At 73.4% G+C, this 15,275-nt stretch carries 3 protein-coding genes; all 3 read left to right on the forward strand.

Annotated elements, in window-relative coordinates; genetic code table 11:
* Positions 1 to 12 precede the first annotated feature (12 nt).
* Genes ACWY4P_RS45690 through ACWY4P_RS45700 form a run of 3 tightly spaced genes read left to right on the forward strand, consistent with a single transcriptional unit; the run spans position 13 to position 15,265 of the window.
* Complete coding sequence (locus ACWY4P_RS45690; RefSeq protein WP_456206734.1) at positions 13 to 804, forward strand: enoyl-CoA hydratase/isomerase; 792 nt, start codon at positions 13 to 15, stop codon at positions 802 to 804.
* A complete protein-coding gene (locus tag ACWY4P_RS45695) occupies positions 801 to 8,384 on the forward strand; it encodes an SDR family NAD(P)-dependent oxidoreductase (protein ID WP_456206735.1) in 7,584 nt (2,527 codons plus the stop codon). The genes ACWY4P_RS45690 and ACWY4P_RS45695 overlap by 4 nt, the downstream gene beginning before the upstream one ends.
* A complete protein-coding gene (locus ACWY4P_RS45700; protein ID WP_456206736.1) occupies positions 8,378 to 15,265 on the forward strand; it encodes an SDR family NAD(P)-dependent oxidoreductase in 6,888 nt (2,295 codons plus the stop codon). Before ACWY4P_RS45695 ends, ACWY4P_RS45700 begins: the two co-directional genes overlap by 7 nt.
* The last annotated feature ends 10 nt before the right edge of the window (positions 15,266 to 15,275 follow it).

Consider the following 15,275-nt stretch of genomic DNA (forward strand, 5'->3'; position numbering starts at 1 on the left):
CAGGTGTGCCGTGTGCGGTTCGACCGCCCCGAGCGCGACAACGCCATCAACGACGCGATGATTCGCGAATGCCACGAGACGCTGGACTCCTGTGAGCGGGACGGCTGCACCCTCGTGGTCTTCGAGGGATCGGCCGAGGTCTTCTGCGTCGGCGCGGACTTCACCGCCTTCGCCCCGCCCCCAGAGCCGGGCGCGCCGCGCCCCGACCCCGACACCCCGGACGCGCCTGGCGAGTACGATCCCGCCCCGCTGTACGACCTGTGGCTGCGGATGGCGACCGGTCCGTACATCACCCTCGTTCACGCCCGGGGCAGGACCAATGCCGGGGGAGTGGGCTTCGTGGCGGCCAGTGACATCGTCATCGCCGACACCACCGCCACCTTCGGCCTCTCGGAGCTGCTGTTCGGGCTGTACCCGGCGATGGTCATGCCGTTCCTGGCCCGGCGCGTCGGCTACCAGCGGGCCAACTACCTGACGCTGACGACCCGGACGGTCGGCGCCCGGCAGGCGGCCGAATGGGGCCTGGTCGACTGCTGTGCCGAACGCAGCGGGCCGCTCCTCGCCCAGCACCTCGGCCGGCTGAGCAAGCTCTCCGGGGACGGCATCGCCCGGTACAAGCGCTTCATGCACGCCGAGATCGCCCCGATCCGGCGCCACCGGGAAGCGGCGGTGTCCGCGAATCTGGAGATGTTCTCCGACGCCCGCAATCTCCAGCGCATCACTCGCTTCGTCGAACACGGCATCTACCCCTGGGAACACCACGGCCCGGACCGCGACTTTCGCGCGGATGAGGGAGCAGCATGAGCATCACCGCCCAGGGCTCCTCCCTCGGCACCGGCATGGCCATCGCCGTCACCGGCATCGGCTGCCGGCTGCCCGACGCCCGCGACCACCGGGAGTACGCCGCCAACCTGCTGGCCGGCCGCGCTTCCACCACCGAGATCTCGCCCGACCGCTGGGATCCCGACCGCTTCTACTCGCCCGATGTGGCCGAGCCGGGCAAGACGGTCAGCAAGTGGTGCGGCCAGCTGGCCGGCCCCTACGACTTCGACCACGCCTTCTTCCGCGTCTCACCGCGCGAGGCCGCCCTGATGGACCCGCAGCAGCGGCTGTTGCTGGAGGAGACCTGGCACTGTGTGGAGGACGCGGGGATCCCCCTGGACGCACTGCGCGCCGCGCGGACCGCCGTCTACGTCGGCGCCATGGCCCGGGACCACCTCCAGGAGGCGGCCAGGGACTACGGGGCCGTGGAGAGCCACTCCGGGCTCGGCGGTTACGACTGCCTGATGGCCAACCGGCTGTCGCACACCCTCGGCCTGCGGGGCCCCAGCGTATCCGTGGACGCCGCCTGCGCTTCCTCGCTGGTGGCCGTGCACATGGCGATGCAGGCGCTGCTCGGCGACGAGGCCGACTTCGCGCTGGCCGGTGGCGTCAGCCTCAACCTCCACCCGTGGAAGTACATCTCCTTCTCCAAGGCCCGCATGCTCAGCCCCACGGGACTCTGCCGCACGTTCTCCCAGGACGCCGACGGATACGTACCCGGCGACGGTGTGGGCATGGTGCTGCTCCGCAGGCTGGACGACGCGCTGCGCGCGGGGGACCACGTCTACGGCGTACTGACCGGCAGCGCCGTCAACCACGGCGGCAGCCGGGCCACCATCACCGCCCCCACGGTGGCCTCGCAGCGCGAGGTGGTCTCCGCCGCCCTGGCGCGCGCGGGAGCCGACCCGCGCACCATCACCTACATCGAGGCGCACGGCACGGGCACCTCGCTGGGCGACCCCATCGAGGTGGAGGCGCTCCGCCAGGTGTACGCCGCCGCCTCACCCGACCAGGGCTGGTGCCGGATCGGCTCCGTCAAGCCCAACATCGGGCACCTGGAGGCCGCGGCGGGCGTCGCCGGGCTCATCAAGGTGCTCATGATGACGGCCGAACGTCGGGTGCCGCCGAGCATTCACATCAGCGCCCTGAATCCCCTGATCAAGCTGGACGGCAGCCCCTTCCGGATCACGCGGCGGCCGGCCGACTGGCTGCCCCACGAGCCGGGCGCGGTGCTGCGGGCCGGCGTCAGCTCCTTCGGCATGGGCGGGGTGAACTGCCACGTGATCGTGGAGGAGTACGCGGGGGACCGCTCCCCGGGCGCCGCCCTGCCCACGCCACGGCCGAAGACCGCGGGGAAGAGCCGTGCCCGGACTCCGGCCCGGTACCCGTTCCTGCTGTCCGCCCGCTCTCCGGAGGCGCTCGACGGCCTGCTCGGCCGCTGGCGTGCCATGACCGCCGCACCCCGCCGGGAGCCCGGACCCACCGCGGACATCTGCCACACCCTCGCCGTCGGCCGGGACCATGCCCCGGTACGGGTCGGCGGACTGGTGAGCGGGATGGAGGACATCGCCGCCCTGGTCGCGGCGCCGGCCGTCGTCGAGGCGCCGCCCGTCGAACGGAGATGGCGGCTGGCCGTGGGCCCGCTGCGACCGCCGTCGCGGCAGCGGGTGCGCGAGCTGCTGGCCTCTCCGCTGTACGCCGACCTCGTTGCCGAGTTCCGCGCCGAGTCCGGCGACGCGGCGGCCGCGCTGCGCGCCCTGCGCCAGGGCGAACACGGACCGCGGGCCGAGGTGGTGTTCAGCCTGCTGACGGTGCGGGCGCTGCTGCGCATCGGCATGGCACCGGACGGCGTCACCGCCCACGGCCCCGGTGTCTGGCCGGCCCTCGCCGCCGTGGGCGCGCTGGACTGGCCGGCCGCCGTGGACCTCGCCGAGGGCGGCTCCTCGACGACCGCGACCGTCGAGCCGCGCGCCCCGCGTCTCCCCTTCACCGAACCGCTGACGGGCCGCACCTACCCCGCCCACCCCCTGGACACGGCCTATCTCGCCGATCTGCTGGAGGGTCTCGTCCTCAACGGCGAGGAGACCGCCGCGGTGTGGGCGAAGGCCGGCCGACTCGTCGACGGGCAGCACACCTTCCGCGGCCACCTGCGTGCCTGGAACCAAGAGCTGGAGCGGTGCGGCCGGACCGCGTGGCAGCTTCCCATGGACGGCGCGGCGTGGGCCACGCCGCCGGCCGCGGCGGATCGGCCCGCGGAGGTCTTCCGGGTCCTGGCGGCGCAGCACGCGCTCGACCTGCTGGACCGCAAGTGGAGCCTGCCGCGTGATCCCATGGTGCGCGACCCCCGGGCGCGGGAGGTACTGGAACTGCTGGCGGACGGGGTGCTGACCCGCGGGCATCTGCCGGCGCTGCTCGCCGACGGCCCCGGTGCCCGGGCGGCGGTCGTCTCCGACCTCCGGGCCCGCGCCGTCCCGCTCGCGCCGGACGGGGACTACACGATGCTGCGAGCCCGCGCGGGGATGCCGGCCGGACCGGAACTGCTGCGCGCCTGGGCCGCCACCACCGACCTCGGCGGCGCCGCGGAGGCCCCGCCGGAGACGGCGACGCTGTGGATCGGCGCACCGGGGACGACCGGACCCGCGGACGTGGTGATCGACGGCGGCCGGTCGTTCGCCGACCTGCTGGCCGAGTCGTTGCTGCGCCTGTGGCTGGGCGGCGTCGAGGTCGACTGGAGCCGGTACCACTCCGGGGCTCCCCGCCGTGCGCTGTCGCTGCCCACCACCGAGTTCCTCCGGTCCACGCACCGCGCCACCCGGCCCGAGGCCTCGCCTCCCCCCGAGGCCCCGCTCCCGGACGCGACCCCGCCGACCGATACGGGACACCGCCTGCTGGAGGCGACCGCCCGCTGGACGCGGGCCCAGGGCACGCCGTCACCGGCGCCGGACGGCCCCGTGCTGGTCGTGCTGCCCGACCGCCTGTGGGAGACGGCCAGGCCGGCGTGCGGCGGCGTGTTCCACGGCAGTGGGGTGCGGTACGTACGGCTCGCCGGGGAGTACCGGGACGACGGAGGCGTGTGGAGCCTCCGGCCCGACGCGGAGGAGGACTGGCAGCGGCTGTTCACCGCCCTGCACCGCGAGGGCCATGTGCCGCGGTCCGTCGTGCACGTGGTCATGCCCGACGGCGCCGCGGACGCGGGGCGTCGGCTGGCGGAGACCGTGCACGCCGCCTTCCACCTCGTCAGACAGCTGGTCTTGCGTGAGGGCGGCGAGCGCTGCCTGGTGCTCGGGGTCCGGCCCGCCGTGCCCGGAGTGACCGCCCCGCCCGAGGCCGCGGCGGTCACCGGGATGGCACGCTCGCTGCGCCGGGAGACCAGTCGGGTCAGGATGCGTTCGGTCGTCGCCGGCCGTGCCGTCGACGACCCTGTCCTGTGGCGGCTCGCCGCCCGCGAGTTCGCTCTCGATACCGCGGCGGACGCCGTGCGTTACGAGGACGGCGTGCGGCAGGAGGAGCGCTTCGAGGAGTCACCGTTCCCGGCCGGAGGCCAGTCGGGGCACGAGCCGCATCCCGCGATCCGCTCGGACGGGCTCTATCTCGTCACCGGGGGCGCCGGCGGCCTTGGCCGGCTGGTCGCCCGGCATCTGCTGCGGACCCCGGGGACGAGGGTGGTGCTCATCGGACGCTCGGCGCCCGGCGACCGTGAAAGTCGGCTTCACCAGCTCGTCGCCACTGCCCCGGGCCGAGTGGACTATCTCTCCGCGGAACTCAGCGACCAGGCGCGGACGGACGCGCTGGTCGCCGAGATCCGGCGTCGCCACGGTCGCCTGACCGGCGTGCTGCACGCTGCCGGAGTGCTCAGCGACCGCTTTCTGCGGAACAAGACGCTGCGACAGTTCCGAGACGTGCTGGCCCCGAAGACCCTCGGCACCCTCCACCTCGACCGGGCCACCCGCGAGGAGCGGCTGGACTTCTTCGCCCTGTTTTCGTCCGTCGTCGCGGTGGCCGGAAACGCCGGGCAGACGGACTACGCCGCCGCCAACGCCTATCTGGACGCGTACGCGGCCGACCGTGAGCGCCGGCGCGCCGCTGGCGAGGTATTCGGACGCACGATCAGCATCGGTTGGCCGCTGTGGCAGGACGGGGGCATGGCCGTCGCCGACGAGGTCACCACCGTCTTCCGGCGCGACCGGGGGCTCGCCCCGCTGCCCGCGGCCACGGGGCTGGCGGCCCTGGAGGAGTTGCTGGCCGGGCCGGGCGGGCACCGCGTCCTCGTCTACGGGGAACCGGGCGCCGCAGCGGGACTGCTGACGGGTGAGGAACGGCCCGTACCGACAGAGCCCGCTGCCACTCCAGCGGAGGCGGGGCAACTGGCGGTCCGGTACGCCGTGACGCTGTTCTCCAACCTGCTGGGCGTTCCCGAAGGACAGATCGACACCACCGTCGGCTTCGACGAGTACGGCATCGACTCGATCACGATCGGCCAGTTCAACGCACAGGTCGAGCGGGAGCTCGGCCCGATCCCGCACACCCTGCTCTTCGAGTGCCGCACTGTAGACCAGGTCGCCGAGGCCCTCGCGGGCTACCATCCCGCGGCGCTGGCGACACGCCACGCACAGCCGACCCCGCCACGTACCGAGACGCCGTACGCCCCCGCCGTCGGCAGTGACCTCGGCCGTGTCCCGGACCCCGGTCCGGCAGAGGGCGCGATAGCCGTCATCGGCATGGCCGGCCGCTATCCGATGGCCGACGACCTCGCTGCCTTCTGGGACAACCTGCGCCAGGGAAGAAACTGCGTCACGGAGGTCCCGCCCTCCCGCTGGGACGCGGGCGCCCGCATGGCCCCCGGCCCCGACGGAGACAAGGACACCTACTGTCGATGGGGCGCCTTCCTGGACGATGTGGATGCCTTCGACCCGTTGTTCTTCAGCATTTCGCCGCGCGAGGCGGAGCTGATGGACCCGCAGGAGCGGCTGTTCCTGCAGACCGCCTGGACGGCGTTCGAGGACGCCGGCCACCCACCCCGCCGCCTCGGCGACCCGGACGCGCCGCACGGCCGCTCGGTCGGTGTCTTCGTGGGGGTCACCACCCAGACCTACCAGCTGTGGGGCCCGGACCACTGGCGGGCCGGCGGCAGGGAGATTCCGACCTCCACCCAGTGGTCCATCGCCAACCGGGTCTCGTACTGGCTCGACCTGCGCGGTCCCAGCATGCCGGTGGACACTGCCTGCGCCGCCTCGCTCAACGCCGTTCACCTGGCCTGCGAGAGCCTGCGCCGCCGGGAGTGCCGGATGGCTCTCGTCGGAGGCGTCAACCTCTATCTGCATCCCAGCAAGTACGACTGGCTGTGCCAGATGAACATGCTCTCCCGGACGGGCCGCTGCCACACGTTCGGCGCCGACGCGGACGGTTTTGTGCCCGGGGAGGGAGTCGGCGCCCTGATCCTCAAGCCGCTGCGGGACGCGATCGCCGAAGGCGACCGGATCCATGCGGTGATCCGGGGCACGGCCGTCAACCACGGCGGCCGCACCAACGGCTTCACCGTCCCGAACCCCCGCGCCCAAGCCGATCTGGTCGGTGCCGCGCTGAGCGACGCCGACGTCACCCCCAGCACCGTCGGTTACGTCGAGACTCACGGCACCGGCACACCGCTGGGGGATCCGATCGAGATCGCCGGCCTGAACCGTGCCTTCGCGGACGGCGCGCCCGGCGACGCGACGCCGGGCGACTGCGCCCTCGGGTCGGTGAAGACCAACATCGGCCACCTCGAAGCGGCGGCCGGCATCGCCGGCCTCACGAAGGTGCTGCTCCAGCTCCGCCACCGCCGGCTCGTGCCCTCCCTCCACGCCGAACCCGTGAACCCCCGTATCGACCTGGCGTCCGGACCGTTCCGCATCCAGCGCCACACCACGGACTGGCCCGTCAGGACTGCGGCGGACGGCACCCCGCTGCCCCGGCGCGCGGGCGTCAGCGCCTTCGGCGCCGGTGGGTCCAACGCACATGTGATCGTCGAGGAGTACACCGGGCCGCAGGCCCCGCGGGGCGCCCCCGACGGGACGCACCTCGTCGTCGTCTCCGCCAAAAACGCCGAACGGCTGGGGGAGCACTGCGCTGCTCTGGCCGTCGCGGTGAAGGACGGCGCGGGCCATATACGGCTGTCCGAGGTGGCCTACCAGCTTCAGGTCAGGCGCCAGCCGCTGCCGGAGCGGCTGGCCGTGCTCGCCACCGACCTGCACCAGCTCGCCGACACCCTGACCGCCGCGGCCCAAGGAAGTCCACCCGCGGAGAACTGCTGGACCACCGACCGCGACCCACAGGCCGGCCGACCCCCGTCGGCGGCGTCGCGGGAGACGGTACAAGACGCCCTGCACGGCGGTGACCTGCCGGCACTCGCCGCCGCCTGGGTGTCGGGAGCCGACATCCCCTGGGAGGAACTGCACGACGGGCCGCTGCACCACGTCGAGTTGCCCGGATACCCGTTCGCCCGCGAACGCCACTGGATCCGTGGCGTCGAGGAAGCGGCGGTGACCTCCGCCATCACGGTCGGCGCGGCAGCGCCCCACCCGTCCATCGACAACCAGGAGCTGCGGGGTTTCGTCGAGAGCCTGTTGACGGCCGGGAACCACGCCAAGACGCTGCTCGACCTGTGGGCCGGGGGCGGGCCCGGAGACGCCACGACGGCGGCCCGGGGCCAGGCCGTCGAGGCCCGCCATCTGCACCCCCTGGTCCACGAGAACGTCTCGGACTTCCGCGAGGAGCGCTTCCGGTCCCGCTGGACGGGACAGGAGTTCCTCCTGCGCGACCACCTCGACCATGGCCGTGCCGGCCTGCCGGCCACGGCGTGGATCGAGGCCGCCCGGGTGGCGGTCGCTCTCGCCCACGGGCAGGACGCGGGGCACCTCGGCGTCCGCCTTTCAGACCTGACCTGGCACGAGAGCCACGTCCACCGGTCCGGCGACGACCGGCCGGTCAACATCTCCCTGGTGCAGGGCCCCGACGGGCTCGTCGACTTCGACTGCTACCAGCAGGAGCGGGTCGGCCGGGCCGAGGACGTCCGCCTGTACTGCCAGGGCCAAGCGGCCCTGGTCACCCCGGAGGAGCCCGACCACACCGACCCGGGGCGTTTCACCGACGGAACGGAAGCGTACTGGTCCGCCACGGACATCGAGGCCGCCCTGAGCCGGGCCGGTCTCCGTCTGGGAACCGCGTACCAGGCCCTGACGGCGGTGCGCCGCGGGGAAGCCCACCTGCTGGCCGAGCTGAGCCTGCCCGAGGCGCTGCGCCCGGCGGCCGGGCGGGCGGGGGAGTTCGCCGCCCACCCCGTCCTGCTGACCGCCGCGCTTCAGGCGGCCGCGGCATGGCCCGGCCGTGAGCGGTTCGCCGCCATGACACCGGTCGGCATCGACGAGGTGACCTTCCACGGCAGGTGCGAGGGCGATGCCTACGCGATCCTCACCGCGGGCAGCGCAGCCCAGGCCCTCGACCTCGACCTGCGCGACAGGGACGGCCGGCTGCTGGTCCGTCTGTCCGGCATCCGTTTCGCCCACAGAAAAGAGGGGGCATGCTGAGCAACCCGGACGTGACCATCCCGGACGACCTGCACCTGTTCACCGAGGACTGGGAGGAGGCACCGGCGGTGCCGGCCTCGCCGCCGCACCGGCACCGGTGTGCCGTTGTCTTCCTGTCCGACCCGGGTCGACAGGACGAGGTCCGGCGGCGGCTGACCGCCGATCACCCCGACCTCACCGTGGTCTGCGCCGCCCGGGGCACCGCGTACCGGCGGCTCGCCGCGGACCGCTACGAGGTCGGCGGCGATCTCGCGGAGGCGTACCGTGCCCTGCTGCGGGCCGTCACGGACGACCACGGGCCCATCGACGTCGTCGCCCACCTATGGGCCACCGAACACCGCGAGGGCCAGGACCTGCTCCGGGATCCGGACCCGCTCCGCGACCTGCTGCGGATCATCGCCCGGGAAGGCGGCCCGGAGGGGCGGGCACCGGGCAGGATCGTTCTCGGCGGCACGTTCACCGACGACCTGGAGCGCTGCGCCCTCGAATCCTGGCTGGGCTTCGAGCGGTCGGTCGGCCTCGTCGTGCCCGGCACCTCGCTCACGGTCCTCTGCCTGGACGGCACCACCCCGCACGCCCCCGAACTGCCGGACGTCCTGGCCGGGGAGTTGCGGGCGGAGGAACCGGTCGGCGCCCTCCACACCGGAGGCCGCCGGTACGTCCAGCGCGTACGCCCGGCCACCCTCCAGCCTTCCTCACCCGAGCCGGACCCGCTGCGCCACGGCGGCACATACCTGATCACCGGCGGGGCGGGCGGCCTGGGAACGGTCTTCGCGACCTGGCTCGCCCGCGCCTACCAGGCCCGGTTGGTGCTGCTGGGGCGCCGCCCCGCGGACGCCGCCGCGGTGCGGGAGCGGCTGGCTGCGCTGGAGGCGGCGGGCGCGGGCGGCACCCTGTACTGCCAGGCGGACGTGTGCGACGCGGCGGCCCTGACCGCGGCGGTCGGGACCGCGGCCGCTCGCTTCGGCCGGATCGACGGGGTGTTCCACGCCGCCGGAGTGGAGCAGCACGGCAGCATCGCCAACCGGGACGCGGTGACGTTCGCCCGCGTCCTCGGTCCGAAGGTCGCCGGCACGGTCAACCTGGAGAACGCCCTCGCCCAGGCCCTCACCGGGCCGGGCCGGGCCCCCGACTTCGTGTGCTACTTCTCGTCGAGCGCCGCCGTGCTGGGGGACTTCGGCAGCTGCGACTACGCTGTGGGCAACCGCTTCCAGGTCGGCTACGCCCGCCATCTGGCGCAGCGGGACCCCGCCGGGCCGAAGCGGCTGGCGATCAGCTGGCCGATGTGGCGGAGCGACGGCATGAATTTCGCCGACGCCGACACCGCCGACTTCTATCTGAGATCCAGCGGCCAGCGCTACCTGGAGCCCGCCGAGGGCACCGGCCTGTTCCGCCGCCTCGTCACACAGCCCGACGCCTCCTACCTGGTCCTGGCCGGGCAGGGCGAACGCATCCGCGCCGCGCTCCGCGCCGCCCCCGGCCGGCCGACGCGGCCTCGGCCCGAACCACGGCCAGGGACGGCCACCGCCGACCCGGCCCAGGAACTGCGGCGTGAGCTGAACGACATCGTCAGCCAGATCCTGCGCCTCCCCGTCGACAAGCTGGCATCGGACGAGAACCTGAGGGACTTCGGCTTCGACTCCATCACGCTGGTGGAGTTCGCGGGGGTCCTCTCCGAGCGGCTGGAGGTCGACTTCACCCCGGACCTGTTCTTCAGCTATCCCACCCTCCACACGCTGCACGAGTTCCTGCTCGGTCGCCACCACACACACCTGGCGGACCGCTATCGGGCACCATCCGCTACGGCTCCCCCCGAGGCGCCCGCGCCCGACCGCCGGCCGGCCCCGGCGCACGCCCGCCGCGGAGCGAGGCTCCGGACCCGGCGCGAGGACGCGAGCCGGTTCGCCACCGCCCGGCCGCGGCCGGACCGGCGCGACACCCCGCCGACGCCCGCCTCCTCCGACGAGCGGTTCGCCATCATCGGGATGAGCGGGCGCTTCCCCGCCGCCCACACCGTCGAGGAACTGTGGGCCCTGCTGGCCGAGGGCCGCAGCGCCATCGGGCCGGTGCCGCGCGAGCGGCACGAGTGGTGGGCCGATGGCAAGGAGCGGCGCATCGGCTGGCTGCCCGGCATCGCCGAGTTCGACCCGCTGTTCTTCGAGATCGCGCCCAGCGAAGCGGCGACCATGGACCCCCGGCAGCGGCTGCTGCTGGAGGAGATGTGGAAGGCCCTGGAGGACGCCGGCTGCGCGCGCGAGCAGCTCGCCACCGAAAAGGTGGGAGTGTTCGTCGGCGTCGAAGAGGGCGACTACCGGCTGCTGGCCGCCACCGAGGAGGGCATCACCTCCAACCACAACGCGGTGCTCGCCGCTCGTCTGTCCTACTTTTTGAACCTGACCGGCCCCGGCATCGCGATCAACACCGCCTGTTCCTCCGGCCTGGTGGCCCTCCACGAGGCGTGCCTGAGCCTGCGCCACGGCGACTGCGACACCGCCATCGTGGCCAGCGCCAATCTCATGGCCACGCCCCGCGAGTTCGACGCCATGGTCGGCGCGGGCATGCTCTCCCCCCAAGGGGTCTGCCGCGCCTTCGACCGGCGGGCGGACGGCATGGTGCCAGGTGAGGCCGTCGCCGCGATCGTGCTGAAGCGGCGCGGGCGCGCCGAGCGGGACGGCCACCGCGTCTACGCCGACATCCTCGCCACCGGCATCAACAACGACGGCAGGACCAACGGCATCACCGCCCCCAGCGGACACGCCCAGACGCGCCTGCTCCAGGAGGTCTACCAGCGCGCGGGTATCTCCCCGGACTCCCTGGGCCACCTGGTGACCCACGGTACCGGCACCCGCCTCGGCGACCCCGTCGAGATCAATGCGCTGGCAGAGGCGTTCCGGCCGCACACCGCGCGCACCGGCTTCTGCGCGCTGACCTCCACCAAGCCCAACGTCGGCCACGCCCTGGCCGCCTCCGGCCTGGTCAGCCTGATCGGCTTGGTCCTGGGGATGCGCCACGAGACCATCCCGCCGAGCATCAACTGCGAGGAGATCAGCGACTTCGTCAACTGGGCCGACAGCCCTTTTTACGTCAACCACCAGCCGCGCCCCTGGCCGGAGGACGGGGGCCTGCCGCGCCGCGGCGCGGTCAGCGCGTTCGGCTTCAGCGGCACCAACGCCCACGTGGTGGTCGAGAGCCGTGACACGGCCCGCGGCGACCTCGCACGCCTCGGCGCCCAGCCCGCCCCGCCCTGGCACCTGCTGGTGTGCTCCGCCAGGACCGAGGCGGCACTCACCCGCCAACTGCGCCGGCTGGCCGACCACCTGGCGGCGCTGCCCGGCGACGCGGGGCCCGGGCTGATGGCCTCGGTGAGCCACACCCTGATCGCCGGGCGGCACCACTTCGCGCGGCGGTGCGCGGTGGTCGTGCGCGACCGTGAGCAGGCGGTCGCCGCGCTGCTCCGGGCGGCGGACGGGCAGGACGGCCCGGAGGTGGTGCGCGGCACCGTGCCGCGCGAGTACCCCCTGGACGCCGCCGGGACCCGCGCCCTGCGGGAGCTGGTGGCCGAGGCCGCCGATGGCCAGGAGAGGGAGCTTCTGACCGAGCTGGCCAGGAGCTACTGCCGCGGCCATGAGCCGGCCGCGTTCGCGGGGCTGTGGGGGGATACCCCGCCGGAGCGCATGAGCCTGCCCCCCTACGCGTTCGACAACGCCGAATACTGGGTCTCCGCCGGGGGCGCCGATGCCGCCGCACGTCTGCACCCGCTGGTCCACCGCAACGTCTCCGACGTGACCTGCCAGCGCTTCGCCTCGACCTTCACTGGCCGGGAGAACTGGTTCGGCCGTTCCGCCGGCGGGGTCATGGCGCCCGGGGCACTGCTCGAACTGGCCCGGGCGGCCGTGGTGCTGGGCCTGGGCCTGGGCGGGCGAGCCGTCGCGCTGCACGACGTGAGATGGCACGAGCCGGTCACCCTGGCCGACCAGGGCCGCGCGCCCGATCTCGACCTGCACATCGACCTGCGGCAGGCCGGTGACGGCACGGTCGACTGGGCGGTGTACGTCGACGAGGGCGACGGCGATTCGTACCTTGCCTGCGACGGCGGGGCCGCCCCCGTACCCCCCTCGACCGAGGCGGGACGCCCCGATGCGCTCGACCTGCCCGCGCTGCGGGCGGAAGCCGGCCCGGGACGTCTGTTGCTGGAGCTGGACCCGGTGCCGGACGAGGCGCCCGGCGACGAGCTGGTCCTGCGGCCGGAGCAGTTGGACGCCTGCCTCGCCGTGGTGCGCGGGCACCTGGGCTGGGGAGAGGAGGGCGGCGAGGTGACGGCGGTCGCCGAGGCCGGCTTCGCCGCCCCCGCGCAGCCCGCGCGCTGGGCCCTCGTCACCTCACCCGAGGACGGGGCCGCGGGCACCCGCTCGCTCACCGTCGAACTGGCGGCGGCCGACGGCACCGTCGTCGCCCGCCTCCGCGAGCCGGTCCTGAGCCGGGAGTGGGCACGCCCGCGGCCGGAGCCCGCGACCGACCGGGCGCCCGGCGAGGGCCGACGCCCGCGTATGCGGGGATGGACGGTGCCGCAGTGCCTGGCCTGGGAGCTCGCCGACGCGGCCGGCCAGGTGCTCGGGCTCCCGGCCGAGGAACTGGACGCCGAGGAGAACCTGGCGAACTACGGCATCGACTCGCTCAACATCGCCAAGTTCGCCACGCAGCTGAGCGGTCGGCTGGGCCTCACTGTCACACCCGACCTCTTCTTCAGCCATCCGACGCTGAAGCGTCTGGAGACCCACCTGCTCACGGCCCATGCCGAGCGGATGGACGCCCGCTACCGAGCGGGCTCGGCGGCCCCCTCGGCGCCCCCCGCCGCCGTGCGAGAACGCAAGCGCCGCTCCGACCGCTTCGCCGACGGCGCGCCGGGGCGGCCGGCCGGGCCCGCGGTCGGCGCCCCGGACGAGCCGATCGCCATTGTCGGCATGAGCGGGCGCTTCCCCGACGCGCGGACCGTCGCCGAGCTGTGGTCCATCCTCTCCGAGGGCCGCAGCGTCGTTCGCGAGGTGCCCGAGGAGCGCCGCCCGTGGTGGAACGGCGGCGACCGGGCCGGCTCGCGGCAGCTGCACAAGTTCGGCTGCGTTCCCGGGATCGCGGAGTTCGACCCGCTGTTCTTCGAGATCTCCCCGCGTGAGGCCGAGCTGATGGACCCGCGGCAGCGGCTGTTGCTCCAGGAGATGTGGCGAGCGTTGGAGGACGCCGGATACGGACACCGGACGGTCACCGAGGAGAACGTTGGGATCTTCGTCGGTGTCGAGGAGGGCGACTACCGCTATCTGGTCGACCAGGAGGCCACCGTGACCTCCAACAGCACCTCGATCCTGGCCTCACGGCTGGCGTACTTCCTGAACCTGTCCGGTCCGAGCATGGCGATCAACACCTCCTGCTCGTCGGGGCTGGTGGCACTGCACGAGGCGTGCCTGAGCCTGCGCTACGGCGACTGCGACACCGCGATCGTCGCCGGGGCCGGCCTCATGGCGTCCGACCACGACTGCGCCGCCATGGAGAAGGCCAATATGCTCTCCCCGGACCGGACGTGCTACGCGTTCGATCGGCGGGCCAACGGCCTGGTTCCGGGCGAGGCGGTGGCGGTGCTGGTGCTGAAGAAGCAGCGCGCGGCCGAGCGGGACGGCCACCCCGTCCATGCGACGATCCTCGGCAGCGGGGTCAACTACGACGGCAGGACCAACGGCATCACCGCGCCCAGTGGCGAGGCCCAGTCCCGTCTCCTGAGCTCGGTCTACGACCGGCACGGGATATCCCCGGACACGCTCGACTACGTGGTCGCCCATGGCACCGGCACCCGGCTGGGCGATCCCATCGAGACCAACGCCCTGGTCGAGGCGTTCCGCTCGCGCACCGACCGCACCGGATTCTGTGCGCTGACCTCGGTCAAGCCCAACATCGGGCACACCATGGCCGCGTCCGGACTGGTCAATCTCATCTGTCTGGTGACGGCGATGGAACAGAAGACCATCCCGCCGAGCATCAACTGCCGAGAACTCAGCGACTACATCGAGTGGGAGAAGAGTCCCTTCTTCGTCAACCGCGAGGCCCTGCCCTGGCCCGCCACGCCCGGGCGGCCCCGCCGTGGCGCTGTCAGCTCCTTCGGCATGAGCGGCACCAACGCCCACGTCGTGCTCCAGGCGTACGGCGCGGAGCGCGAGGACGAGGAGCGCCCGACCGGTCGAGCCACCCCGAGCCACCACCTGCTCCTGGTGTCCGCCAAGACCGAGGAGGCGCTGACGGAGCTGCTGAACGGCCTGGCCGACCACCTGGCCGACCACCCGACGGCGCGGCCGGCCGGCGATGCCGGCGCCCGGTTCCTGGCCTCGGTCAGTCGCACACTGATGACCGGCCGGCACCACTTCGCCCACCGCTGCGCCGTGGTCGTCGAGGACGGCGACGACGCGGTGCGGATGCTCCGGGAGGCCGCGGCGGGCGCGAAGATCCCCAACCTCGTCCGCGGGACGGTGAGCCGTGACTTCACCCCCAATGCCACGATCGGAAAGCTGATCGAGGGCCTGGTGCGCGCCGGCCGGACGGTACGGCACGACGCCGTCACATACCCGGACCATCTCACCGCTCTGGCCGAGTTCTACTGCCAGGGATATCCCCCCGAGTTCGAGGACCTGTGGGACAGTCGGCCGCGCCTCGTCGGCCTGCCTGGGTATCCGTTCGCTGCTGAGCACTACTGGGCCCCGGCCGACCCCCGGCGCGCCCCGGCGCTGGCGCATGCGCACACCTCGGACCGCAACGTCATCCACCGCTTCAGCTCGCAGTTCACCGGCCGAGAAGCCTTTCTGAACGACCTGCTGATTCCCATCGAGAACACCACTCGTTGAGCAGCGGCAC

It is taken from the genome of Streptomyces sp. LZ34 (assembly GCF_053890475.1).

Excerpts from the sequence above, each read along its gene's own strand:
- ACWY4P_RS45695 (WP_456206735.1), top strand. The coding sequence starts at position 801 with ATGAGCATCACCGCCCAGGGCTCCTCCCTCGGCACCGGCATGGCCATC.
- ACWY4P_RS45700 (WP_456206736.1), top strand. The coding sequence starts at position 8,378 with ATGCTGAGCAACCCGGACGTGACCATCCCGGACGACCTGCACCTGTTC.